The organism is Halomonas chromatireducens (genome assembly GCF_001545155.1).
Lineage (GTDB): Bacteria > Pseudomonadota > Gammaproteobacteria > Pseudomonadales > Halomonadaceae > Halomonas > Halomonas chromatireducens.
In genome coordinates, this window is record NZ_CP014226.1 from 911,203 (window position 1) to 935,763 (window position 24,561).

The following is a 24,561-nucleotide window of genomic DNA, read 5'->3' on the forward strand; positions in this document are numbered from 1 at the left end:
AGGTTCGTCAGGGCTTTGCTGCAATGGATCTCTTTTCCTGACGGCCTCACATTGACTGGAGATACTTGAATGGCGAAGACCCCCTGGAAGCTTGCCGCGGTAGGGCTGACCCTTGCGCTGGGCCTGGCTGGCTGTGGCGATACGGAAGACGAGGCCGGGGCACCCGAGGTCGAGGAGACGGAGATTCCCGCGGGCGAGACACTGGAAGATACCATGCCCGACGATACGGAAGCGGCGACCGAAGAGGCGCCCGTGACAGAGGAAGAGGCCACACCGGAGGACGCTGCTCCCATAGAGCCGGGCGACGACATAGAAGCGGATGCCGAGACGTTGGGTGAATCACCGGCTGCAACCTTGGATGAAGGGGGCGCCCTGCCGGGTGAGCCTACCAGCTCGGATATCGATGCCATCCTGGAGGACACCGAGCGTCGCTTCGAGGAGGCACAGCGGCGTATTGATGAACAGTATGAAGAGGTTGAGCGAGATTCGCCGGCACTGGAGCCGATGGAAGAGTCGACGGACTTTCGCTCGACGATCGAACCCATGCAGGACGATGATACCGGCGACTCCCCTTCGGCCATCGACGAGGAAGCGGAGCGGCGAGGCGAAACGACGCAGTCGGATATCGATGCCATGCTGGAGGAAACCGAGCGTCGCTTCGAGGAAGCGCGGCGCCAACTCGACGAACAGTTCGAAGAAGCCGAGCGGCGCGACCCGCAGAGTGAAGCGCCTCAGTTCGACATCGAGGATTGAGGGCCCGTGCTGCGTCATGCCATGAAAAAGGCCCGCCGTCAGGCGGGCCTTTCGTCTGGGGGGCCAGTCTTCAAGCAGAAGCCAGGCCAATGCGCCTGCCGAAGCAGTACCTCAGTCGGCGAGCTTGATGTTGGAGGCCTGAAGGCCCTTCTTGCCCTGGGTGACCTCGAAGGTAACCTTTTGGCCATCCTGCAGGGTCTTGAAGCCGTCAGCCTGAATCTCGGAGAAGTGGGCGAACAGGTCGTCACCACCGTCGTCCGGAGAGATGAAGCCATAGCCCTTGGTATCGTTGAACCACTTGACAGTGCCAGTTGCCATTGTCGATTTCCTTACTTACTGATTGATCGTGCAGGGCACTCGGCAGTACCGGAGGCCCGAAGTGCGTGGGCAAGGCGAGAAAAGTGCGCTTCGGGTCTATCGACAGTTCGACATACTGTTAACGACTTCCCACTTGCTTTCCGACGCAACGGATAATGCATGAGTGGCGAACCACCATGCCCGCCCAAACAACTTTAGATAGAAATAATCGGAGCGTCCAGCGAATCCCGAGCATGAAATATGCCATACCGAGTCTGTCCTTGAGCCGACCCATGCCTGCCTGCGAGGCGCTACGCACCAGATCGAAAAGCTGGCTGCAGGGAGGCCGCCGGCACCGCGTAGCCAACCGGTGCGGTTCTCTGACGACCACGGCAAAGCCGCAGCCATGCTACCCGGAACGTGTTGTCCCGATCGAGGCATTGAGTGCCAGGTGTTGGTTTGTAAGGCGATGGCGTAGAATCGCCCCGTTGCCCGATCCCGGGTAATGCATCGGCAGGGAGCGCTCGAGCCATGTTGTGGGATGCCCAGTTCTGGCCATTTGTGGTTGCCATTACTCTGCTGACTCTCAGCCCCGGGGTGGATACTTTACTGGTGATCCGCAACACGGCTCGCGGTGGCGTGCGTGATGGTGTGCTGACCAGCGTGGCGATCTGCTGTGGCCTGTTCGTGCATGCCACCGTGTCGGCGCTGGGGATTTCCCTGATCCTGCTGCAGTCGGCATGGGCCTTCGGCCTGCTCAAGGTGGCGGGAGCCGGTTACCTGATATGGCTGGGGATCGCCAGTCTGCTGGCGGCACGACGTGGCCAGGGCCTGCCAATTGAAGGCGTGATGGGCGCGCGCGAGGCGCGCTCGGTGTGGCGGCCGCTTCGGGAAGGGCTGCTGTCCAACGTGCTCAATCCCAAGACCGTTGTCTTCTACATGGCATTTCTGCCCCAATTCATCGCCCCGACGGACCCTGCCCTGATCAAGTCATTGTGTCTGGCAGGCGTGCATTTCATCATCGCCAACCTGTGGCAGATCGGTATCGTCTTGACGGTGGGCAGTGCGGGGCGCTGGCTGGGAAGCCGCCTCTTTGCGCGCGTCTTGAATGGAGCAACCGGCGCGGTACTGATCGGGTTTGGCATCAAGCTGGCGCTGGAGCGTCACCCCGTTTGAGCGATTGCAAACGCTTGGGCCCCGGTATGCAACCGGAGCCCAATAAGGGTAATTCTAGTGTCGTTCGAGTGGCGCCGGCTAGTTGCGTGCCAGCAGCGAACCGTCGTAGCGCACCGTGGTTTCCGCCGAGCTGAGCATCGAAACGCCCTCGGTGCTGCCTCCGTTGGCCAGGCTCTCGAAGATGACCCGGTAGGCGAGCACCGCCTGGACATAGTCGCGTGTCTCGCGGAAGGGAATGCTCTCCACGAAGAGGTCGAACTCCTCTGGCGAGTCGCGCAGCCAGCGATCGACCCGGCCGGGGCCGGCATTGTAGGCCGCGGCTGCCGCCAGGCGATTGCCCCGATAGCGGTCGGTCATGTCGCGAATATAGGTGCTGCCCAAGCGGATGTTGAGCTCCGGGTCGAGCACGCCGTAAGACCCGGGGTCACTGATGCCGAGCTGGCGGCTGAGCTGGGTGGCGGTGCCGGGCATTATCTGCATCAGCCCGCGGGCGCCAGCGGGGGAGAGCGCCGTCGGATTGTAGGCACTTTCGCGTCGCGCAATGCCCATCAGCAGGTAAGGGTCAACGCCGGTATTGTTGCCCCAGCGCAGGAAGTAATCCCGATAGGCTTCCGGAAAGCGCCAGTCCAGCGCGTCCCACATCTGGCCGGTGATGGTGGTCTGGACAAGGCGAGCATGCCAGCCCCGGCGCGCGGCGTAGTCGGCGAGGGCCCGCGCCTCTCTGGGTGTTCCAATGGCCACTGCATTCAGCCACTCGCTGTTGGCCAGGCCATCCTCGCCGATGCGCAGCAGGGCTTCCGTACGCTGCACGGCTGGCCACTGGGCGACCTCCTGACGATACGCCTCGTCGAAGCCATTGCGCTCGAGGTTCAGGGAATAGGGGCGATTGAGACGGTCCGATGCGGCGAAGGCGAAGAAATTGCGTCCGTCGGCAGCGCGAGCATAGGCGACCTGGGCACGCTCCGTGTCACCCAGCTGTTCGTGGGCCCGCGCCTTCCAGTATTGCCAACGACTATTGTCGCGGGTCTCATCGGGCATTGCCTCGATCCAGCGGAGTGCGCCGGACCAGTCCCGGCTGCTCAGGGCATGGCGCACGCGCAACTCGAGTACCCGCGCGGTACCCACCCGGGGCAGAATATCGTCCACCCAGCCCCGGTTATTGTCGATGTTGCGCACCAGGGAGTAGAAGGCCAGGTCCTCCTCGATGGCATGGCGATGCTCGCCGTCGAAGGTCAGGTAAGGGGCAACCTTGCGCCATGCCTCCATGGCGGCTTCGGTATCGGCACGGGTGAAGCCATGCATGGCAGCGGCAAACAGCGCCCCGCTGCCGAGGCACTCGGGGCCGATGCAGTTGGGTACTTGGGTGATGGCGGCGTAATTCCCCTGCAGGCGGGCCTTGGCGTCGCGGGCTTCCTGCCAACGACTGCCGAGCTGGCGACCCAGGTAGCTGGCAAGACCGCTTTCGCCCTGTTGCCAGGCCAGCATCTTGCGCTCCCAGATATCGACTTCGCTGATCTCCCCCGTTTCCCGCAGTTGGCGGAACAGGGGGTCGCAGGCTGACGATTGCGAGCTGCCCACGTGCCACAGCTTTCGCCCACCCTGCGCAGCAGCCTCGGGATCGCTGCCAAGCAGCGCCGTATAGTAATGGCATTGACGTTCGGCGCCTGCGGGCTCGCCATCGGCAACGGCGAGGACGGCACCGTAGCGACCTGCGCTGCCGTAGCGGCTGATGGCCTGGCCGCGCATCCACTCGGCCAGGGGGGCGTCCTTGTGCCGCTCGATGAACGCCAGTATCTGGCTGGGCTCGGCCTGGGGCAGTTGATCGCGCAGGCGGTGATACTCCACATAGCCGTAGAGCACATGATCATTGATGGTGCTGCTGTTGATTCTGCTCCACTGCTGGTTGCGAGCCGCCTCCAGTGCCTCACGCATGGCGCTGTCGCTCGGCTGGGCATGAGCAACGAGTGGCAGGCTGATGGCAGCCGCGGCAAACCAGGCGGCGGCGCTGTTTAGCAGGTGGCGATGGCGCATGGTGGCGGCCTCCGGAAGGCTTGAGTCGGAACCTCTGTATCGTCGCCCATTGGAGCATATTTGAGTAGGGGTTGGGTGATGATTTCCAGGGTGTTGGTTGGCTTCGTTCAACGGTGAGATGCTTGTGCGCAAACAGCGTGAGGGCTAGGCTGAACAGGTTCCTATCAAACGCTTGTTGGGCTATCGTGAGGAGTAGGATGTGACCCAAGACATACAGCCTGGCGAGGTTGTCCGCCGTGACCCCGAGGCCTGGCGAATCGCTCTGACCCGCTTCGTCTCTATCATCCCGCATACCCAGGAATTGGGACTCGAGGTGATCAGTGTGGTTCCCCCGGAGGTGACAATGCGGCTTCCCTGGCGTGACGAGCTGCTGGGCGATTCCACGCGGGGGCTGGTGCATGGTGGCGTACTCACCATGCTGCTGGATACGGTATGCGGCTCTGCGGTGCTTTGCGGCCTGCCCTCGCCGGAGGTCTGCCCGACGTTGGACCTGCGCGTCGACCATTACCGGCCGGCGTTGGCGGGTCGTCCCATCATGGCCAGTGCCCGTGTGCTCTCCGTAACAGAATCGGTGGTCTTCACCGAAGGCACGCTCTGGCAGGATCCCGAGCGGCCGGTGGCCCGCGGCATTGGCAATTTCATGCGCCTGGGGCCTCGCAACACGCCGCCGGGCTTTGGTGAGGCGTTGTTCAGCGGGGCCAATGAGGGAGCGAACGACGATGGTTGACGACTTTCACGATGCGGCCTGGCTGGAGAAAACCCGGGCCGAAGGCGATGTCGCCGCCTGGCTGGAGCGAGTGCCCTATACCCGCTTCATTGGCGTTTCGGCATCGCCCGACACCGAGGGAGACGGCATGGTTTTTCATCTTGAACCGCGCCCTCACAACATCGGCAACATCCTGCTGCCTGCCGTTCACGGCGGGGTGGTGGCTGCCTTCATGGAGACAGCCGGCACCCTCGACCTGATGCTCGCGACGCGGACACCCCGGTTGCCGCGTATCGTCGACTTCTCCATTGATTATCTACGCGCGGCCCGCGTGATACCGACCCATGCTCGCTGCAGCCTTTTGCGGGAGGGACGGCGCATGGCCAATGTCCAGGTCAAGGCCTGGCAGGAGCGTGAAGATGAACCTGTGGCCACGGCGCGTCTGCACTTCGTCTTGAGCACCACAGAACACCCCGACGCTTGAAATTCCCGCCTCGGACCCCATATCGCTGAACAGTTCTACACGCGCGACGCCATGGCGGCGTCGCCGCTGGTTCAAGCCATGAGGTAACCGATCCATGTCCACTACCGCTCACGAGGAAACGCTCGGCTTCCAGACTGAGGTCAAGCAGCTGCTGCACCTGATGATTCACTCCCTCTATTCCAACCGGGAGATATTTCTACGCGAGCTGATTTCCAACGCTGCCGATGCCTGCGACAAACTGCGCTATGCGGCGCTGGACAACGATGCGCTGTATGAAGGCGATAGCGAACTGCGTATCGAGATCACGCATGACGAGAAGGCCGGCACGGTAACGGTACGCGACAACGGCATCGGCATGAGTCGTGACGAGGTGATTCACAACCTGGGTACCATTGCTCGGAGCGGCACCGCCGAGTTCCTCAAGCAGCTCTCCGGCGAGCAGCAGAAGGATGCCAGGCTGATCGGCCAGTTCGGCGTGGGCTTCTACTCCAGCTTTATCGTCGCCGATGAGGTGACAGTGCGAACCCGCAAGGCCGGCACTGACAAGGCGGAGGGCGTCGAGTGGCGCTCCAGGGGAGAAGGCGAGTTTACCGTTGCAGATATCGAGAACGAGCGCCACGGTACCGAAATCGTGCTTCACCTCAAGCCGGATGCCAAGGAGTTTGCCGACGACTTCCGCCTCAAGGGGCTGGTGCGCAAGTACTCCGATCATATCGAGGTCCCGGTACGCATGCCCAGGATCGAGGCCGCCAAGGATGACGACGGCAATGAGATAGAGGGAAGCGAAGTTACCACCTGGGAAACCGTCAACGAGGCCACCGCACTCTGGTCCCGGCCCAAGGGCGAGATCTCCGATGACGAGTACAAGGCGTTCTACAAGCATGTGGCCCATGACTTCAGCGATCCGCTGACCTGGAGCCACAACAAGGTCGAGGGCAAGCTCGAGTACACCAGTCTGCTCTTCGTGCCGGGGCGTGCTCCCTTCGACCTCTACGAGCGGGATGGCTCCCGGGGCGTGAAGCTCTATGTGCAGCGCGTCTTCATCATGGACGATGCCGAGCAGTTCCTGCCGCTCTACCTGCGTTTCATCAAGGGGGTGCTCGATACCCGCGAACTCTCTCTCAACGTTTCCCGTGAGCTGCTTCAGCAGGATCCCAAGGTCGAGAAGATCAAGAGTGCGCTGACCAAGCGGGCGCTCGACATGCTCAAGAAGCTGGCCAAGGACAAGGAAAGCTACCAGACCTTCTGGAATACCTTCGGCACCGTGCTTAAGGAAGGGCCGGCCGAGGACTACGCCAACCGTGAAAAGATCGCAGGGCTGCTACGGTTCTCCTCAACGCATACCGATAGTGCCACCCAGGACCAGTCACTGGCCGACTACGTCGAGCGCATGAAGGAAGGGCAGGCAAAGATTTACTACATCGTGGCCGACAGCTTCAATGCGGCCAAGTCGAGCCCGCACCTGGAGATCTTCCGCAAGAAGGGCATCGAGGTGCTACTGCTCTCCGATCGGATCGACGAGTGGCTGATGAGCCACCTCACCGACTTCGACGGTAAGACCCTGCTCGACGTGGCCAAGGGTGATCTCGATCTTGGCGAGATCGAGGGTGAAGAGGAGAAGAAGGCCCAGGAAGAGACCGCCAAGGCCAAGGAGGCGCTGGTCAAGCGTGTCAAGGAGGCCTTGGGGGACGAGGTCCAGGAGGTCAAGGTGACCCATCGACTGATCGATTCGCCGGCCTGTGTGGTGCTGCCCGAGCATGAGATGGGCTTTCAGATGCGTCGCATCATGGAGGCGGCCGGGCAGAAGGTGCCTGAGGTCAAGCCGATACTCGAGCTCAACCCGGAACATGCGCTGGTCGACCGGCTCGAATCGGCGGAGGGCGAACGTTTCGCTGACCTGGCGCGAATCCTGCTGGATCAGGCGATCATCGCCGAGGGCGGTCATCTCGATGATCCGGCGGCCTACGTCAAGCGCCTCAATGCGCTGCTGATAGCCTGATTCCGCAAGGGCAATACCCCATCGATGGTCCACGTCACAGGCCGCCTTCGGGCGGCCTGTGCGTGTTTGTGATCACGGCCAGGTCGGCCCTTTACGTCAACGTCACATCCTGTTTTTTCCATTATTTCAGCCGGATAGTGCTACATTCAGTTGCTGTCGATCGACATCATTGCGGTTGTGCATTGCGGCATGGTCAGGTATGAATAGTCAGTTTGACCTATCCGAAACTTCGATAACCATAAGGGAGATCCAACGTGAAGATTGGTGCACCCAAGGAGCTCGCCCAGGGGGAGGCACGCGTCGCGCTGACCCCTGACAGTGCGCAGCTCATACACAAGCTTGGACACGAATGCCTGATCGAATCAGGAGCCGGCATCGCTGCCGGTTTCGATGACGAGGCCTATCGCTCCGCCGGTGTGGCAGTGGTGGAGAGCGCCGAGGCACTTTGGCGCGAGGCCGAGGTGGTTATCAAGGTGCGCGAGCCCAGCGACGCAGAAGCCGACCTGCTGCGGGACGGCCAGACGCTGATCAGCTTCTTCTGGCCGGCCCAGAACGAGGCGCTGCTGGAGCGCTGCCGGGCGAGGGGGGCCACCGTGGTCGCCATGGACATGGTCCCGCGAATCTCTCGGGCCCAGAAGATGGATGCCCTGTCGTCCATGGCCAATATCGCCGGCTATCGGTCGGTGATCGAGGCGGGCAACAATTTCGGCCGCTTTTTCACCGGCCAGGTCACTGCCGCCGGGAAAGTGCCACCGGCCAAGGTGCTGGTCATCGGCGCTGGTGTGGCGGGTCTCGCCGCCATTGGTACTGCAACGAGCCTCGGTGCGGTGGTTCGCTCCTTCGACGTGCGCCCCGAGGTTGCCGAGCAGATCGAATCGATGGGCGCCGAGTTCCTGTTTCTCGACTTCGAGGATTCCCAGGATGGCTCCGGCACCGGCGGCTATGCCGCACCGTCAAGCCCCGAGTTCCGCGAGAAGCAGCTGGCGCTGTTCCGTGAGCAGGCGCCAGAGGTCGATATTGTCATCACCACGGCGTTGATTCCCGGCAAGCCAGCGCCCAAGCTGTGGCTGGAGGACATGGTCAAGGCCATGAAGCCGGGGTCGGTCATTGTCGACCTGGCCGCCGAGAAGGGCGGCAACTGCGACCTCACCAAGCCCAACGAGAAGGTGGTCAGCGACAATGGCGTGACCATCGTCGGCTTTACCGACTTCCCTTCGCGCATGGCGACCCAGTCATCGTTGCTTTACTCGACCAACATCCGTCACATGCTCACCGACCTGACGCCTGAAAAGGATGGTGCCATCGTCCATGACATGGAAGATGACGTGATCCGAGGGGCGACGGTCACTCATCAGGGTGAGGTTACCTTCCCGCCGCCGCCCCCCAAGGTCAAGGCGATTGCCGCCGCCAAGCCCAAGCCCAAGGAGAAGGTGCCGACACCGGAGGAGAAGAAGGCCACAGAGCTTGCCACCTTCAAGGTGCAGACCAAACGACAGGTGACGTTGCTTGGCGTCGGGGGCGCATTGATGCTGCTGCTTGGCCAGATTGCCCCGGCCTCGTTCATGCAACACTTCATCGTTTTCGTGCTGGCCTGCTTCGTCGGTTTCCAGGTGATCTGGAATGTCAGCCATTCGCTGCATACGCCGCTGATGGCGGTGACCAATGCCATTTCCGGGATCATCATTCTCGGGGCGGTCCTGCAGATTGGATCGGGCAACTGGGTGGTGGTATTGCTTGCGGCGATCTCGGTACTGATCGCGACCATCAATATAGTGGGTGGCTTCCTGGTGACACGCCGGATGCTGGCCATGTTCCAGAAGTCCTGAGCGGCGGAGTAACGACATGTTGGGTCAAGGTTTTGTTTCTGCCGCAGCCATTGCGGCAAGCGTTCTCTTCGTGCTCTCCCTGGGTGGACTGAGCAATCAGGAAAAAGCCAAGCGTGCCGTCTGGTACGGCATCGTCGGCATGGCGGTGGCGGTGCTTTTCACCGCTTTCGGTCCGGGCATCGGCAACTACTGGCTGATGATCCCGATGATCGCGATCGGCTCGGTGATTGGTTGGAAAGTGGCCACGCGGGTGGCCATGACCGAAATGCCCCAGCTGGTGGCGGCGCTGCACAGCTTCGTCGGCCTGGCGGCGGTGTTCGTCGCCTGGAACGCCGATCTCGAGCGGCGTCGGGTACTGGCGGCACAGGCACTCGGTGCCGGCTACCAGGAGTTTTCGGCCTTTGCCGCCCTGGTGGCGACCAAGGCATCGGATGAACTCACCTTCCTGCAGCTCGAGGTGGTGTTCGCCATCTTCATCGGTGCGGTGACCTTCACCGGTTCGGTGGTGGCCTTCGGCAAGCTGGCCGGCAAGGTGGACGGCAAGCCACATAAGCTGCCCGGCGGCCATATGCTCAATGCGGGAGCGGCCGCATTCAGTCTGCTGTTGGCGATTCTCTACCTCAACGGTGCCGGCTTCTGGACCCTGCTGATTCTCGCGGCGCTGGCCTTCTTCATCGGCTGGCACCTGATCATGGGTATCGGCGGTGCCGATATGCCGGTGGTGGTGTCGATGCTCAACAGCTACTCGGGCTGGGCGGCGGCAGCGATCGGCTTCACCCTCTCCAACGATCTGCTGATCGTCACGGGGGCGCTGGTGGGTTCCTCCGGGGCCATTCTCTCCTACATCATGTGCAAGGCGATGAACCGCAACTTCGTCAGCGTCATTCTCGGTGGCTTCGGTGGTGGCACCCAGGGGCCGGCTGCCGAGATCGAGGGCGAGCAGGTGGCCATCGATGCCGCGGGCGTGGCCAGTTCACTGAATAACGCCGACAGCGTGGTTATCGTGCCTGGCTACGGCATGGCCGTGGCCCAGGCCCAGAACGCGGTGAGCGAGCTGGTGCGCAAGCTGCGCTCGGCAGGTAAGGAGGTACGCTTCGCCATACACCCGGTGGCCGGGCGTCTGCCAGGGCACATGAACGTACTGCTGGCCGAGGCCAGGGTGCCCTACGATATCGTGCTGGAAATGGACGAGATCAACGATGATTTCCCCAAGACCGACGTCACGATCGTCATCGGCTCCAACGATATCGTCAACCCTGCCGCCCAGGACGACCCCAACAGCCCCATCGCCGGCATGCCGGTGCTTGAGGTCTGGAAGTCCTCGGTCGTCTTCGTCTGCAAGCGTGGCCAGGGCACGGGCTATTCGGGCATCGAGAACCCGCTCTTCTACAAGGAGAACACGCGGATGTTCTATGGCGATGCCCGTGAGAGCATCGATTCGCTGCTCTCCTTGATCGACTGAGGCGATATCGCCCGGGCCGGTATCGCCGGCCCGGTGCTATGCTAGGCATCAGGCGCCCCCGAAGGGGGCGCTTTTCGTTACACTCTTCTCTCTACCCGACTTTTCAGGGGTGAACATGTCCGATGAACCCATGCGGGTGGCGGTGCTGGGCGGGGGCAGTTTCGGTACTGCACTTGCCAGCATTGCTGCCGACAACGGGGCAGAAGTGTGTCAGTGGCTACGCGACATCGATCTGGTGGAACAGATCAACCGTGAACACCGAAACGGCCGCTACCTGCCCGACTTTGCCATCAACCCGGCGGTCAAGGCATCGAGTGATATGCAGGCAGTGCTCGAGCGGGCGGAACTGGTGCTGGTGGCGATTCCCTCCAAGGCCTTTCGTGACGTCGTGCGGCAGGCACGCCCCTGGCTTCGCTCCGACCAGATCCTGGTGAGTACGACCAAGGGTATTCAGGAGGAGGGCTTCAAGCTGATGAGCCAGATCCTTCAGGAGGAGACGGGCTTTACCCATATCGGGGTGATCTCGGGCCCTAACTTGGCCACCGAAATCGCCCAGAAACAGCTCACCGCCACGGTAGTGGCCAGCGACGACCCGCTGACTCGTACCCGGGTGCAGCAGGCGCTGAGCTGTGACTACTTCAGGGTCTATGCCAGCAACGACCGCTACGGCGTTGAGCTGGGCGGGGCGTTAAAGAATATCTATGCGATCGCCGCCGGTATGGCCGCCGCGCTGGGCATGGGCGAGAACACACGCAGCATGCTCATGACCCGGGCGCTGGCCGAGATGGGGCGTTTTGCGGTGGACCAGGGGGCCAATCCCATGACGTTCCTCGGCCTTGCCGGCGTGGGTGACCTGATCGTCACCTGCTCGTCGGACCTGTCGCGCAACTACCGAGTCGGCTATGCGCTGGGCCAGGGAAAATCCCTCGATGAGGCGGTGGCGGCTCTGGGTCAGGTAGCCGAGGGGGTCAACACGGTGCGCCTGGTGCGCGACAAGGCTCGCGAGGCCGGTGTCTACATGCCCCTGGCCGAAGGGCTCTACCAAGTGCTGTTCCAGGGCGTGCCGGCGCGCGAAATGGCGCGCATGCTGATGCGGGGGGAGCAGAGCAGCGATGTGGAATTTCTGCTCTCACGGGAGGACGTGCAGCGGGCCCACCGGCGGGTCGAGGCCGCCGACGACCAGCCGGACGCCAGCAGGCATGGGAGCGGGCAATGAGTAAGCGCCTGCTGATCATGCGCCATGGTGAGGCCGGCCCGGGCAGCGTCGATGCCGAGCGCACGCTCACCGTTCGTGGCCATGCTGAAGCTGCGCGCATGGCAGACTGGCTGCAGTATCAGGAGCTGGCCCAGGCGCGAATACTCGCCAGCCCGTATCGGCGAGCGCAACAGACGGCGGTGCATGTGGCGGCCAGCCTGGGATGTGAGATTCAGACCCTGGGTATCGTCACGCCGGACGATCCCCCCGAGGCGGTGATTGACTGGCTGCTGGAGCAGACCGGCCGAGGGCCGTTCGTGCTGGTCAGCCATATGCCGCTGGTGGGTGCCGTGACAGGGCTGCTGGTCGAGGGGCGAAGTGACCGCGGGCTGGGCTTTCCCACGGCGGCCGTGGCCGAGCTCGAAGCCGAGGTGTGGGCGGCGGGCTGCGCCAGGCTACTGCGCTTCATGGCGCCAAACGACGTTACCTGGCCAGATGAGCGGCCCTGAATCAATGGAGAACTGCCATGACTTTCGTCGTCAACAATCGCGTCTTCGTCAACCCCGGCCATGAGGGGGCATTCGAAGCGCGCTTTCGTGCTCGAGCCGGCGAAATCGACAAGCAGCCGGGCTTTCTGGCCATGCGTGTGCTTCGGCCATTGGGCAATCAGGCCCCCTATGTGGTGGAGACCGAGTGGGAGAGCCAGGAGGCCTTTCACGCCTGGGTCGGCGGCGATGACTTCAAGCGCGCCCACGCCAACCCCATGCCCAGGGAAGCCGTCGGCGAGGGCGGCGGGCTCGAGCAGTTCGAGGTTGTGATCCGCAGCGGTGGCTAGACGATGACGGCAACGCTTAGATCAGCCCGGCGAGACGCAGGCCAAACACCCCTAGCGTGATGGTCACGCTTGCCATCAGCGTAGTGAGGGCGATGATATTGGCGGTCAGCACGGCGTTGCCGCCCATCGCCTTGGCCATTACAAAGGCAGCCGCTGCCGTGGGACTGGCGAAAAACAGGAAGAGCACACCGAGTTCGCGCCCTTCGAAGCCGACCAGCCAGGCGGCACTGGTGGCCAGTACCGGTATCGTGATCATTTTCATCAGGCTGGCGCCAGTGGCCAGGCGTCCCGATGCCCGGATCGAGCCCAGGGAGAGGGTGGCGCCGATACAGACCAGCGCCAGGGGCAGGGTCAACGAGGCAAAATACTCCCCTGAGGTCATCAGCCAGCCGGGAAGGCGCAGTTCGAGGGCGGCCACCGGCACAGCCACTACCACTGCCAGAATCAGCGGATTGTGTGCGATGTGCGAGGCGATACTGCGCCAGTTGGTGCGCTGATGGGGCTGGTAGGCGGCCAGGGCAATCACCGAAAAGGCGTTGTAGGTAAGAATCACCACCCCCAGCAGCAGGCCGCCGGCGGAGAGGCCATAGTCACCGTACATGCCTGCGGCGAGGGCGAGCCCGACGATGCCGCAGTTGCCGCGGAAGGCGCCCTGGACATAGACGCCACGGTCGGCATGAGGCACCCGCAGGATCGCCCAGCCCCAGCTGAACAGGAAATTGCCCAGGGTGGCCAGGGCAAAGAAGCCGAGCAGCAGCGGGTTCAGGGTAGCGTCCAGGTCGGCCTTGATGATGCTGAGAAAGATCAGCATCGGCATGGTGCCCTTGAAGACCAGTAGCGAAGCGGTATTGATAAAGGGCTGATCGATCCAGCCGGCACGCTTCAGGCCCAGGCCGATGAAGACCATGACGAAGACCGGCAGCGTGACTTCCAGGGTGCCGAAGAAGACGTCGATCAGTTCCATTCAGCGAGCCAGCCAAAGGCCGACCGTCACGGCGGCAATCACGGTGATCCAGAAAATTCGGTTACGGATCCGGGTATCACGCGGGGGGCGCGGCGCTGGCATGGGGAGACTCCGATAGGGCTTGGGTTCCAGGAAACACTGAACAAATGCCTACACGAGCGAATCGCTGCGTTGCGCGGTGCTCGGAATCCTCACATATACCCCATATGCTCCGGTTCCTGTGCTCCGTGCGCCTTGCGCTTCATCTCGCTCGATGATTTGTTCAGCGATTCCTTAGGGGACACTTCAGATCGACTTGGCGAAATAGGGTAAACCCGTTAGCCTGCTATCGCCATAGACTTTACGTCTTGCTTGACACTGGATTCCACCATGACCGCTTCCCCCGCTAGCCAACGACCGCGATTGATCTTCGCCCATGCCAACGGCTTTCCCGGCATGAGCTACCGCAGCCTGCTCGCACCGCTACACGAGCGCTTCGACGTTCATCCGGTCGATCGCCTGGGTCATCATCCCGACTACCCGGTCGGCCACAACTGGCTGGCACTGCGCGATGAGCTGCTCGATCATCTCACCCATAGTCAGGAGCCCGCCATTGGCGTGGCCCGACCGTGAGGCCATGGCCAATCACCTGCGTCGTCGTGGCCTGTTCCGGCGCTTCACGCCCGATGCGCTGCATGACTATGTTGAGGGAGGCACCCGGCTGCGCGATGATGGAACGGCCGAGCTGGTCTATGATCCAGCCATCGAGACCGAGATATTCCGCCAGCTTCCGGACCACTTGACCCGCCTTCCACGGCGCCTGCAAGTGCCTTTTGGGCTGCTCGCCGGTAGCGATTCCGACCTGATCACCCCGGCGCGACGACGTCGGCTTGAACGGCACCGGATCAAGCTGGCTCTGGTACCGGGTACGCACATGTTTCCCATGGAGCACCCCGAGGAGACGCGACAGGCATTGCTGGCAATGCTGGATGACTTGCTGGAGAACTCGGCATGAGCGATCCAAGAGACATTAGCCTGGCCGGTGGGCGGCTCGCGGGATTGTGCTGGGGTCCAGAGGAGGTGCCGACCTGGTTGGCACTCCACGGCTGGCTGGATAACGCGGCGAGCTTCTCGCGGCTGGCGCCCCTTCTGGTACGCCAACTAGGGATCCGCATCGTTGCCATCGACTTCAGCGGACACGGTCATTCGCAACATGTCGCCGGCGACTATGCGCTGTGGGACTACTGCCACGACCTGCTGGATGCCGCCGATGAGCTTGGCTTGGAGCAAACCACCCTGCTGGCTCACTCCATGGGAGCAGTGGTGTCCTGCCTGGTCGCGGCGGCACTGCCTGAACGTATCAGTCGACTGGTGTTGATCGATGGCCTGGGAGCGCTCACCACTCCAGCCGGCGATGCTGCACAACAGCTGCGCAAAGGGCTGCGCGCCAGTCGTCGTTCCCTATCGGCCCCACCACGCTACCCTGATGTCGAGACTGCCGTTGCGGCACGGGTAGCGGGTGGAGTGACGCCCATCGATGCCGAAACGGCCGCCCCGGTGGTGGCGCGCAACCTGAATGACGAAGGCGACGGTCATGTGCGGTTGCGCACCGACGGTCGCCTGCTCTGGCCCTCGCCGGTGCGCCTGACGCCGGAACAGGTCCTGGCCCTGCTCGGGTCCATCCAGGCGCCGGTGCTGTTGATCGAAGGCGAGAGTGGCATACTCGGCGGGCGGGAGTCGGCTGCCGCCGCACGATCGGCGGTTCCGACATTGACCAGGCGGATATTGCCCGGGGGACACCATCTGCACCTGGAGCCCGGTGCGGTAGCGACAGTAGCGGGAGCCATCCTCGAATGGCAGGCAATGGAAGCGGGCGCGTAACAGGGAGCGACATCAGGAGTGGTGCAATATGAGTGGTTCGATGGCAGCGAAGACCGGTAAGCGTGTCGCCTTGACCCTTGGAAGCGGAGGCGCACGGGGCTATGCCCATATCGGCGTGATCGATGTGCTGGAGGCCCGTGGCTACGAAGTCGTGGCAATCTCCGGCTGCTCCATGGGCGCGGTCATCGGGGGTGTCTATGCGGCGGGAGAGCTCGATGCCTATCGCGAATGGGTCTGCCAACTCGACTATTTCGATGTGCTGAAGCTGGTGGATGTCACCTGGAGCCCCATGGGAGCCATGCGGGCCAGCAAGGTGATGAGCAAGCTGCAGGGCCTGATGGGTGACATCCAGATCGAGGACCTGCCGATTCCCTTCACCGCGGTGGCCACCGACCTGGCACGTCAGCGTGAAGTGTGGTTCCAGTCGGGCTCTCTGCTGCGTGCCATGCGCGCCTCCATCGCCATCCCGGGGGTGATCACCCCGGTGCATATTGGTGCCCAGACACTGGTAGATGGCGGCCTGCTCAACCCTTTGCCGATCATCCCGACCGTATCGGCCCATGCCGACCTCATTCTGGCGGTGAATGTCACTGCCCATAGCCCGCAGCCGGTGACTCTGGAGGACCTGCTGCCGTCAGAGCGGGGCGTTGACGAAGAGGTATCAGAGAATGACTCGTCGCTGAGCGGCTGGATGGATGTGCGCGGTGCGACCCGCCGTTTTCTGGATGGGCTGGGCAACGGCGGGGGGGGCGACGAGAGTGAAGCCGGGGCGGGGAAGGCCTCCACTGGTCGTCGCGCCTGGGGGCGGCTGGACATGATCCTGGCCTCCTTCGACATCACCCAGGCGGCATTGGCGAAATACAAGGTGGCAGGTTATCCCCCGGATATCCTCATCGAAGTCCCCAAGACGGTCTGTGGCGCCTTCGAGTTCCATCGTGCCGACGCCCTGATAAGGCTCGGGCGGCACCTCACCCTGCAGGCGCTGGACCAATACGAAGGTCGATCCCATGGGGGAAGCCCAGGAATGGTCGTTCAGCCGCCCCAGATGCCGGCGGAACGTGAATCGGGAGGCGGCGTGTGAGTCTGCTAGGCATCCTGGCCACGGCGGCGTAACAGGACATAAACCGCGCCGGTGCCCCCATCGGCATCCAGGGCCGAGCAGAAGGCGAGTACCGCCGGCCATTCGCGCAACCAGGCGTTCACATGGCTCTTGATCACGGGGTAGTCGGCGGTGCTGCCCCACGCCTTGCCATGCACGATCAGCACGCAGCGCATGCGACTGGCGGCAGCGTCACGCAGAAACCCCTCCAGTTCGCAGCGTGCCTCGTCCAGCGTAAGGCCGTGCAGGTCGAGCCCCGCCTCCCAGGCAATGCGCCCCCGCTTTAGCTGGGTGCGAGTGCGGTGGGGCAGGTCGGACAGGGCAAAATCGAGCGGCTCCGATGGGCGCACGGGCTCCACGCGGCCATCGCTGGTTCGGCTGGCAGTGTCGCTGTTCCCCGCGGCAACCGCCGCGGCGCGCCGCTCGGCCGCCGACGGATCCTTGCGACGTGGTCGACCGGGATCGGCACGGTCGCTGACAATACGCCTCACGCCGGCTTCATGCAGTGCCTGGCGAAAGGCGCTGACATCGTCTTCATCCGGTGGGCGTCGGCGTCGGCTCATGTGCTACTCGTGGGAAGGGTTCGGGGCGCACAGTATAGCGGCCTGAGCGCGACTGTGAACCGTTGGCCACCGCGGGTACAATCGACCCCTGTCAGCAACCGATCCCACAGGAACCCACGTGGCCGAATCCTCTTCCGTTTCCCGTTCGACGCTCACCCTGGATGATGCGGCCCTGTCCGCCGACCTCGTCACGCTACGCGACTACCTGCGCTGGAGTGTCAGCGAGTTTCATCTGGCCGGCCTGTTCCACGGGCACGGCACCGATTCGCCCTGGGACGAGGGGGTCGCCTTGGTGCTGGGTTCGCTGCACCTGCCCTGGAACGTCGACCCGGCGGTGCTGGATGCGCGGCTGCTGCCCATGGAGCGCCTGCGTATCGTGGCCCTGGTACGCGAACGCATCACCACCCGGCGCCCGCTGCCGTATCTTCTGGGCGAAGCCTTCTTCGCCGGCTTTCCCTTCCACGTGGACGAAAGAGTGTTGATCCCCCGTTCGCCGATTGCCGAGCTCATCGAATCGGGGTTCGAGGCGTGGTTTCCGGATCAACCGCCGACCCGGGTGCTCGACCTCTGTACCGGGTCGGGCTGCATCGGTATCGCCACGGCGCTGCACCTGCCCACCTGCGACGTCGACCTGGCCGATATCAGCCCGGAAGCGCTGGCGGTGGCCAAGCAGAACATCCAGCGTCATGAGGTGGGTGCCAGGGTGCGGGCCGTGCTGTCGGATGTATTCGACGGCCTCGGCGGCCAGCGCTACGACCTGATCGTCTCCAACCCTCCCTACGTGGATGCCCGTGACCTGGCCACCATGCCCTCCGAGTTTCGCCATGAGCCGAGCCTGGCGCTGGAAGCGGGACATGACGGGCTCGATATCGTCCGGCGTATCCTGCGCCAGGCCCGTGAGCATCTCACCGAGGACGGTGTACTGATCGTCGAAGTGGGCAATTCGGACCGCCACCTGGAGGCCGCCTTTCCCGAGGTGCCTTTCCTGTGGCTCGACTTCGAGCGTGGCGGCCAGGGCGTCTTCGCTCTCTCTGCCGCGGAACTCGACGCCCATGCGGCGTCCTTCGCCTGATCGCTGACAGCGATCATCCATAGAATCACTCAGGAGGCACGCCCATGTCCGGCAACACATTCGGCAAGCTGTTTACCGTCACTACCTTCGGCGAGAGCCATGGGCCGGCCCTTGGCGCCATCGTCGACGGGTGCCCGCCGGGCCTGCCGTTGACCGAGGCCGACCTGCAGCAGGACCTGGACCGTCGGCGCCCCGGCACGTCACGTCACACCACACAGCGCCGCGAGCCCGACCAGGTGAAGATCCTCTCCGGCGTGTTCGAGGGGGTGACCACCGGCACCTCCATCGGGCTGCTGATCGAGAACACCGATCAGCGTTCCAAGGACTACTCGAACATCAAGGATCAGTTCCGCCCCGCCCACGCCGACTATAGCTACCATCACAAGTACGGTATTCGTGACTACCGGGGCGGTGGCCGCTCCAGTGCCCGGGAAACCGCCATGCGGGTGGCGGCAGGGGGGATCGCCAAGAAGTACCTGGCCACCCAAGGCATCGTAGTGCGCGGCTACATGAGCCAGCTCGGCCCCATCGAGATCGCCTTCAAGAGCTGGGAGGCGGTACATGACAACCCCTTCTTTTGTCCCGACCCGGACAGGGTGCCTGAGCTCGAGGCCTTCATGGATGAGCTGCGTCGAGCCCAGGATTCGGTGGGTGCGAAGATCACCGTGGTGGCCGATGGCCTGCCTCCGGGGCTTGGTGAGCCTGTCTTCGACCGGCTTGATGCCGAGCTGGCGCATGGCTTGATGAGCATCAATGCCGTCAAGGGTGTGGAGATCGGCGACGGCTTCGCCGCCGTGGCGCAGCGGGGCAGTGAGCACCGCGATGAAATGACGCCGGAGGGGTTTCTCTCCAATCACGCCGGCGGCGTGCTCGGCGGCATCTCCTCGGGACAGCAGCTGGTCGCGCATCTGGCGCTCAAGCCGACCTCGAGCATCACCACGCCGGGGCGCTCCATCGACTTGCATGGCCAGGCGGTCGAAGTGATCACCAAGGGACGCCACGACCCCTGCGTGGGCATTCGTGCCACGCCGATCGCCGAAGCCATGATGGCGCTGACCTTGATGGACCACCTGCTGCGTCACCGCGCGCAGAATACCGACGTGCGCGTCACCACGCCGGTGCTGCGCTGAATCGGATTCCGGGCTAGGCCCGCTGGGCCTGGCTGGCTGCTACACTCAATAAACCACTTGAGCCGAGTACCGCCATGAAGATCAACGTCGAGTTCGACCTGACCCCTGACGAGTTCCGCCGCTCCCTGGGCCTGCCCGATGTCGAGGCTTTCCAGCAGGATTTGCTGAACCGGATTCACAAGCAGATGGAGGCTGGGGTCGAAGGCTACGACCCCATGAGCCTTATGCAGCCTTTTCTGCAGCAGCAGGGGCTATCTCAGGGACTTTCTCAGGGCATGACCCAGGGGTTGTCTCAAGGGCTTGCCAGCTTCGGCACCTACCAGCAAATGATGCTGGATATGCTGCGCAAGGCCAGTAGCGGCAAGGCGGACCAAGCAGAATCCGAAGAGGAAAGAGCCGGAGCAAGAAAGGAAAAGGCAGCGGCCAAGGGCGAGCAGAAGCCAGAGCCGGCCGAGGCTAAGAAGAGCAGCAAGCGGGCAGGTACGGCGAGTGCTCGCTCGAGGTCGCAGCGCAGTGAGTGACCCGGCCAGGACAATGGCTTCCAAGTGCGAAATCGGCAGTTGTGCGACCTTGGAATGAGCTACATTAAGTTGCAACCAAGGGCGTGGCAGACTACGCTTTGTGCAGTGCAGCATTCATGCCGCGAAGTTTGCCGTTCAGTAATAGCGAAGGGTGATTGGCGAAGGGGGATTGGCGCTGCGCCCGCATGACTTCAGGTCCACAGGAGGTTACCACCATGCAGGACAAGATGATCGACAATTTCAATCAGCAGACGCGCCGCTTCTTCGAGCCCATGCGCAAGCTGAACTCGCTGATGCTCGGCAATATGGAAAAGATGACCGAGTATCAGTTGGAGGCCATGAAACGCTACAGTCAGCTGGGTACCGAGCGCATGCGCAGTGCCTCGGAAATCAGTGATGCGGAGGATCTCCAGCAGTTCGGCGCTCAGCAGGCCGAAATGATGAGCGAACTCTCCAAGCAGATGATGGAGGATGCCCAGGCGTTGAACGAGATGAGCCAGGAATTCCGCTCTGAGCTGGAGAAGCTGCTTAGCGAGGCCGGCCAGCAGCTGGCCGACCAGGCGCGCGAGAGTGGCGAGAGTGCCAAGCCGGCAGGCTCGGGCAAGGCGGATGCCCCGGCCAAGGCAACCAGCCAGTCTTCGCGCAAAAGCTGAAAATATCCCTGTGTCGCCTGGAGTCCCGGGCGACGCTGCCGCCTCCACAGCGTCCTCCTGCAGGATGTTGTGGAGGCGGCTCGTTGAAGTTACGCCGTGAGTCGATGATCAGGAGTGGGCAATGCTGTCAGGGTCGGAAGGTCCATCTCAAGCCGAGTGGGAAGAGTGGAATACGCAGCTGCAGGAAATGGGGCAGCAGTATCAGGCATTGATGCAGGACCTGCTTGCACGAATGGCGCCCGATGCGGCGGCCGACACCATTCATAGCGATATGCGGGAAGCCTTCAAGGCCGGCGCAGAGTCACTGATGCGTGACCCGATGTTGCTGTGGCAAACACAGGCGCGTCTGGTTCAGGATCAATGGCAGCTGTGGGAGAACAGCATACGTTCTGTCCATGGCGAGCCGGTCGAGCCCCTGATAACACCCCCGCGGGGTGATCGGCGCTTCAACGACGAGGCCTGGAGCAATGACCCCTTCTACCAGGCGATCATGCAGCAGTACCTGCTGTTCTCGCGCATGGTCGAAGAGCTGATTGAGCGCCTTGAGGGGCTGCCCGAGCAACAGAAGCGCAATCTGGCTTTCTATGCGCGCCAACTGGTCAACGCCATGGCGCCGACCAACTTCATCTCTACCAACCCCGAAGTCATGCGGCGCACCATGGAGACACGCGGCCAGAACCTGGTAGATGGTCTGACCCGACTGAGGCATGACCTGGCCAATTCCGCCGATGGTCTGAATGTGAGCATGACCGATCGCAGCGCCTTCGAGGTGGGTGATAACATCGCCGTGACACCGGGCCATGTGGTTTACGAGAACGAACTGATTCAGTTGCTTCAGTACACGCCGACGACCGAGACGGTCTTCAAGACGCCGCTACTGGTCGTGCCGCCCTGGATCAACAAGTACTATATTCTCGACCTCCGTCAGGATAACTCCATGGTCAAGTGGCTGGTGGATCAGGGACACACCGTGTTCCTGATTTCCTGGCGCAACCCGGGGTCCGAGCAGGGGGATCTGACCTGGGCCGACTATATGCAGATGGGGCCGGTCGCCGCCATGGAGGCCATCGAGCAGGCCTGTGGCGAAAAATCGGTCAACCTTCTCAGTTACTGTGTCGGTGGAACCCTGGCGGCATCGACGGTAGCCTATCTCACCAGTACCCGCCGCGGTCGCAAGGTCAAGTCAGTGACCTACATGGCCACGCTGCAGGATTTCCGCGACCCGGGCGAGATCGGCGTGCTCCTGAGTGAGCCGATCCTGGCCGGTATCGAGGCTCGGCTCGAGAATGATGGCTATCTCGATGGCCGCTCCATGGCCTATACCTTCAACCTGTTGCGCGAGAACGATCTCTTCTGGTCGTTCTATATCAGCAACTACCTGAAGGGCGAGAACCCCGCACCATTCGACCTGCTCTACTGGAATACCGATGGAACCAACCTGCCGGCGGCAACGCACGGCTGGTATCTGCGTAACATGTACCTGGAAAATCGGTTGGTGCAGCCCGGTGGTATTGAGTTGGATGGGGTCAAGATCGACCTGCGCAAGGTTTCCACGCCGAGCTATTTTATCTCGACCCGCGACGACCATATCGCCAAGTGGAACAGCACCTACTACGGGGCGCTGCTGCCCAAGGGGCCGACCACGTTCGTGCTGGGTGGTTCCGGCCATATCGCCGGTATCGTGAACCCGCCGCACAAGAACAAGTACGGCTACTGGACCAATAGCGAGTTGCCCGATAGTCATGAGGAGTGGCTGGCCGGCGCCGAACCTCAGGAAGGTTCCTGGTGGCCGCACTGGCAGCAGTGGATGACCGAGGGTGGCTACGCCGATCTGCAGAAGATGGTGCCGGCACGCCAGCCGGGCGAGGGCGAACTGTCGCTGCTCGAGGAAGCGCCGGGGCGCTACGTGCGCATGACCATTCCCGAGGTGCTGGGGGAAGTGCCGCCGAAGGAGTAATCGGCAGGCATCGACGAGAAGGAGTCAGCGTGGCCCGCCTTTGAGCGGGCCACGTTTTTTTTGGATGACGATTTAGCGTCGGTCCGGATGAACGCGAGCTAAAGCTTCCTCCAACAGGGTGGCGATTGCCTGCCATGGCAGGAAAAATCAGCTGTTGGAGCGCTGGTTTCCATCGCTACTGGCGCCGGCAGGCGCCTTGGCGGAGGCTGCAAGGTGAGTGGCTATCGCCAGCGTTGGTAGCACCGCGGTCGCGAGCTAAAGCTTCCTCCAACAGGGTGGTGATTGCCTGCCATGGCAGGAAAAATCAGCTGTTGGAGCGCTGGTTTCCATCGCGACTGGCGCCGGCAGGCGCCCCGGCGGAGGCTGCAAGGGCAGTGGCTATCGCCAGCGTTGGCAACACCGCGGTCGCGAGCTAAAGCTACCTCCGACAGGGTGGTGATTGCCTGCCATGGCAGGAATTGACGTCACCACCCTCAGGCTTTGGCAGTCACATAGGCACGACGTTTCAGCCAAAGCCCCGGCAATACCAGCAAGATGGCGAGCAGCCAGACTGGCCAGCTGCCGGTGCGGGTGAATGGCGTGAGGCCCTGCATCGGCGTGGCTTCCCCGGTGAGGTAGGTGGTCTCGAACTGGGGGGCTCGGGCGGTGATGCGGCCCTGGGGGTCGACGATCACGGTGACGCCATTGCTGGTGGCGCGCACCACATAGCGGCCATTCTCGAGGGCGCGCAGGCGGGCCATTTGCAGATGCTGCAGCGGACCGATCGACTCGCCGAACCAGGTGTCATTGGATACCGTCAGCAGCAGCTCGGAATCACGGGCCCGATCGGCCACAAGGTCGGCGTAGATGATCTCGTAGCAGATCGCATTGCCGATGGTGGTGCCCACGGCCTTGATTGGAGGCTGTCTATCAGGACCTTGGGTCATGGCCGGCATCGGCAGGGCGAAGAAGGCGATGGTTCCACGCAGCCAGCGCTCCAGCGGCAGATACTCGCCGAAGGGCACCAGATGCGCCTTGCGGTACTCGCCTTCCGTATTGCCGACGCCGATCACGCTGTTGTAGTAGAGCCCACGCTGTTCGCGTTGCAGGATGCCTGTCAGCAGGGCGCTGCCTGGCGGCATGGTGGACTGCGCGCGCGCCAGAATCTGCATTGCTTCGTCCTCGAACATCGGCAAGGCCGCTTCCGGCCAGATGATCAGGTCGATATCGTCGGCCTGTTCCCGAGTCATCTCCAGATAGGTATTGGCTGCGATGCGCTGACCTTCTGGCGTCCATTTGATCAGCTGGTCCAGGTTACCCTGCAACAGGGCGATGCGCAGGGGTTCGCCGGCGGGTGATGTCCATTGAGTCGGCAGGATCAACGGGGCCAACCAGAACACAGCCACGGGTGCTGCGGCCCACCAGCGGCGACGCAGGAATTCGACCCCGAGGGTGCCGGTGAGCACCGTCAGCAGCGAGAGCAGGTAGACGCCGCCTATCGGTGCCCAGGGGGCCAGCGGGGAGTCCACATGGGCGCTGCCGAGAAGCAGCCAGGGGAATCCGGTGAACAGCCAGGTGCGCAGCCACTCACCGAGCACCCAGGCGCCGGCAAAGGTGAGGAAAGCGAGGCGAGGGCCTGTCAGCCGGCGATAGAGCCAGAGGGTGGCGGCAAAGAACAACGCCATGGAGCAGACGAACAGGGTGGTCAGGAACAGCGCCAACGGCACCCCGGTGTAGCCGTAGTCGTGAATCGACACATAGACCCAGGAAGCGCCGGAGCCGAACAGACCGACCCCATAGCACCAGCCCTTCAACGCGGCCTGGAGGGGTGACAGGTAATGAATGCCCACGACCATCAGCCCAGCGGCGACCGGGCCTAGCCACCAGAGTTCGAACGGGGAGGCGGTCAGTGTGGTGAGCACGCCGGCGATCACCGCCAGCAGATAGGCGGCTACCGGGGAAAGGCGAAGTTCCGTCATGGTTAGTCGTGGCATCCTGG

General features: G+C 62.9%; 24 protein-coding genes. 19 read left to right on the top strand and 5 right to left on the bottom strand.

From position 1 onward, the window contains the following. Positions 1-69: 69 nt before the first annotated feature. The gene (locus tag LOKO_RS04230) at positions 70-753 is read left to right on the top strand and encodes a midas domain-containing protein (RefSeq protein WP_066445473.1); all 684 of its coding nucleotides are present in this window, start codon (positions 70-72) and stop codon (positions 751-753) included. A 111-nt stretch (positions 754-864) separates the two neighbouring features. Here LOKO_RS04230 and LOKO_RS04235 read toward each other — a convergent pair whose 3' ends face one another. After that, positions 865-1,071 carry a cold-shock protein gene (locus tag LOKO_RS04235; RefSeq protein WP_043515357.1) on the bottom strand — a complete coding sequence of 69 codons (207 nt, stop codon included), beginning with the start codon at positions 1,069-1,071 and terminating at the stop codon, positions 865-867. 510 nt (positions 1,072-1,581) lie between these two features. Here LOKO_RS04235 and LOKO_RS04240 point away from each other — a divergent pair. Beyond that, complete coding sequence (locus tag LOKO_RS04240; RefSeq protein WP_066445475.1) at positions 1,582-2,226, top strand: LysE family translocator; 645 nt, start codon at positions 1,582-1,584, stop codon at positions 2,224-2,226. 78 nt (positions 2,227-2,304) lie between these two features. Here the strand turns inward: LOKO_RS04240 and LOKO_RS04245 are convergent, their stop codons facing one another. Further along, complete coding sequence (locus tag LOKO_RS04245; protein WP_066445478.1) at positions 2,305-4,257, bottom strand: transglycosylase SLT domain-containing protein; 1,953 nt, start codon at positions 4,255-4,257, stop codon at positions 2,305-2,307. Between the two features lie 199 nt (positions 4,258-4,456). Between LOKO_RS04245 and LOKO_RS04250 the strand changes: the two genes are divergently transcribed. From LOKO_RS04250 to LOKO_RS04285, 8 genes are all read left to right on the top strand, one after another. After that, a complete protein-coding gene (locus LOKO_RS04250; protein ID WP_066445481.1) occupies positions 4,457-4,984 on the top strand; it encodes a PaaI family thioesterase in 528 nt (175 codons plus the stop codon). After that, complete coding sequence (locus LOKO_RS04255) at positions 4,977-5,447, top strand: PaaI family thioesterase (RefSeq protein ID WP_066445484.1); 471 nt, start codon at positions 4,977-4,979, stop codon at positions 5,445-5,447. The genes LOKO_RS04250 and LOKO_RS04255 overlap by 8 nt, the downstream gene beginning before the upstream one ends. 94 nt (positions 5,448-5,541) lie before the next feature. Then, the gene (gene htpG / locus LOKO_RS04260; protein ID WP_066445487.1) at positions 5,542-7,446 is read left to right on the top strand and encodes a molecular chaperone HtpG; all 1,905 of its coding nucleotides are present in this window, start codon (positions 5,542-5,544) and stop codon (positions 7,444-7,446) included. Between the two features lie 254 nt (positions 7,447-7,700). Continuing rightward, on the top strand, positions 7,701-9,272 hold the full coding sequence (locus tag LOKO_RS04265; protein WP_066445490.1) for a Re/Si-specific NAD(P)(+) transhydrogenase subunit alpha: 1,572 nt from the start codon (positions 7,701-7,703) through the stop codon (positions 9,270-9,272). 16 nt (positions 9,273-9,288) lie between these two features. Further along, positions 9,289-10,734 (top strand): NAD(P)(+) transhydrogenase (Re/Si-specific) subunit beta, encoded by a 1,446-nt coding sequence (locus tag LOKO_RS04270; RefSeq protein WP_066445493.1) that lies wholly within the window; start codon positions 9,289-9,291, stop codon positions 10,732-10,734. Positions 10,735-10,849: 115 nt separating this feature from the next. Next, the gene (locus LOKO_RS04275) at positions 10,850-11,950 is read left to right on the top strand and encodes an NAD(P)H-dependent glycerol-3-phosphate dehydrogenase (protein ID WP_066445496.1); all 1,101 of its coding nucleotides are present in this window, start codon (positions 10,850-10,852) and stop codon (positions 11,948-11,950) included. Further along, the gene (gene sixA / locus LOKO_RS04280; RefSeq protein WP_066445498.1) at positions 11,947-12,438 is read left to right on the top strand and encodes a phosphohistidine phosphatase SixA; all 492 of its coding nucleotides are present in this window, start codon (positions 11,947-11,949) and stop codon (positions 12,436-12,438) included. The genes LOKO_RS04275 and sixA overlap by 4 nt, the downstream gene beginning before the upstream one ends. 17 nt (positions 12,439-12,455) lie before the next feature. Continuing rightward, entirely contained in the window at positions 12,456-12,764 is a 309-nt protein-coding gene (locus tag LOKO_RS04285; protein WP_066445500.1) for an antibiotic biosynthesis monooxygenase family protein, read from the top strand. Between the two features lie 16 nt (positions 12,765-12,780). On the opposite strand, the gene LOKO_RS04290 is transcribed toward LOKO_RS04285, so the two are convergent. Further along, positions 12,781-13,728, bottom strand: coding sequence for an AEC family transporter (locus tag LOKO_RS04290; protein WP_066445505.1), 948 nt, complete (start codon positions 13,726-13,728; stop codon positions 12,781-12,783). A 369-nt stretch (positions 13,729-14,097) separates the two neighbouring features. Here LOKO_RS04290 and LOKO_RS20480 point away from each other — a divergent pair, with 369 nt between their 5' ends. From LOKO_RS20480 to LOKO_RS04305, 4 genes are read left to right on the top strand one after another with little or no spacing between them, the layout of a single operon-like run. Continuing rightward, on the top strand, positions 14,098-14,340 hold the full coding sequence (locus LOKO_RS20480; RefSeq protein ID WP_335339205.1) for a hypothetical protein: 243 nt from the start codon (positions 14,098-14,100) through the stop codon (positions 14,338-14,340). Further along, positions 14,321-14,722, top strand: coding sequence for a hypothetical protein (locus LOKO_RS20485; protein WP_335339206.1), 402 nt, complete (start codon positions 14,321-14,323; stop codon positions 14,720-14,722). Before LOKO_RS20480 ends, LOKO_RS20485 begins: the two co-directional genes overlap by 20 nt. After that, positions 14,719-15,588 carry an alpha/beta fold hydrolase gene (locus LOKO_RS04300; RefSeq protein WP_066445507.1) on the top strand — a complete coding sequence of 290 codons (870 nt, stop codon included), beginning with the start codon at positions 14,719-14,721 and terminating at the stop codon, positions 15,586-15,588. Before LOKO_RS20485 ends, LOKO_RS04300 begins: the two co-directional genes overlap by 4 nt. A 28-nt stretch (positions 15,589-15,616) precedes the next feature. Beyond that, complete coding sequence (locus LOKO_RS04305) at positions 15,617-16,669, top strand: patatin-like phospholipase family protein (RefSeq protein WP_066445509.1); 1,053 nt, start codon at positions 15,617-15,619, stop codon at positions 16,667-16,669. Between the two features lie 5 nt (positions 16,670-16,674). Here LOKO_RS04305 and LOKO_RS04310 read toward each other — a convergent pair whose 3' ends face one another. Further along, positions 16,675-17,250 (bottom strand): Smr/MutS family protein, encoded by a 576-nt coding sequence (locus LOKO_RS04310; protein WP_066445512.1) that lies wholly within the window; start codon positions 17,248-17,250, stop codon positions 16,675-16,677. Positions 17,251-17,368: 118 nt separating this feature from the next. Here LOKO_RS04310 and prmB point away from each other — a divergent pair, with 118 nt between their 5' ends. The 5 genes from prmB to phaC all read left to right on the top strand — a co-directional run bounded on the left by prmB (position 17,369) and on the right by phaC (position 22,583). Continuing rightward, complete coding sequence (gene prmB, locus LOKO_RS04315) at positions 17,369-18,322, top strand: 50S ribosomal protein L3 N(5)-glutamine methyltransferase (protein ID WP_066445515.1); 954 nt, start codon at positions 17,369-17,371, stop codon at positions 18,320-18,322. Positions 18,323-18,366: 44 nt separating this feature from the next. Further along, positions 18,367-19,452: a chorismate synthase gene (aroC, locus tag LOKO_RS04320; RefSeq protein WP_066445518.1), complete on the top strand. Its 1,086-nt coding sequence runs from the start codon at positions 18,367-18,369 to the stop codon at positions 19,450-19,452. A gap of 74 nt (positions 19,453-19,526) precedes the next feature. After that, positions 19,527-19,973: a DUF6489 family protein gene (locus LOKO_RS04325; RefSeq protein WP_066445521.1), complete on the top strand. Its 447-nt coding sequence runs from the start codon at positions 19,527-19,529 to the stop codon at positions 19,971-19,973. Between the two features lie 215 nt (positions 19,974-20,188). Next, positions 20,189-20,626 (top strand): phasin family protein, encoded by a 438-nt coding sequence (locus LOKO_RS04330; protein ID WP_043517541.1) that lies wholly within the window; start codon positions 20,189-20,191, stop codon positions 20,624-20,626. A 121-nt stretch (positions 20,627-20,747) separates the two neighbouring features. Then, the gene (gene phaC / locus LOKO_RS04335) at positions 20,748-22,583 is read left to right on the top strand and encodes a class I poly(R)-hydroxyalkanoic acid synthase (protein ID WP_066445524.1); all 1,836 of its coding nucleotides are present in this window, start codon (positions 20,748-20,750) and stop codon (positions 22,581-22,583) included. A gap of 473 nt (positions 22,584-23,056) precedes the next feature. Here phaC and lnt read toward each other — a convergent pair whose 3' ends face one another. Further along, positions 23,057-24,541 carry an apolipoprotein N-acyltransferase gene (lnt, locus tag LOKO_RS04340; RefSeq protein WP_066445526.1) on the bottom strand — a complete coding sequence of 495 codons (1,485 nt, stop codon included), beginning with the start codon at positions 24,539-24,541 and terminating at the stop codon, positions 23,057-23,059. Positions 24,542-24,561 lie beyond the last annotated feature (20 nt).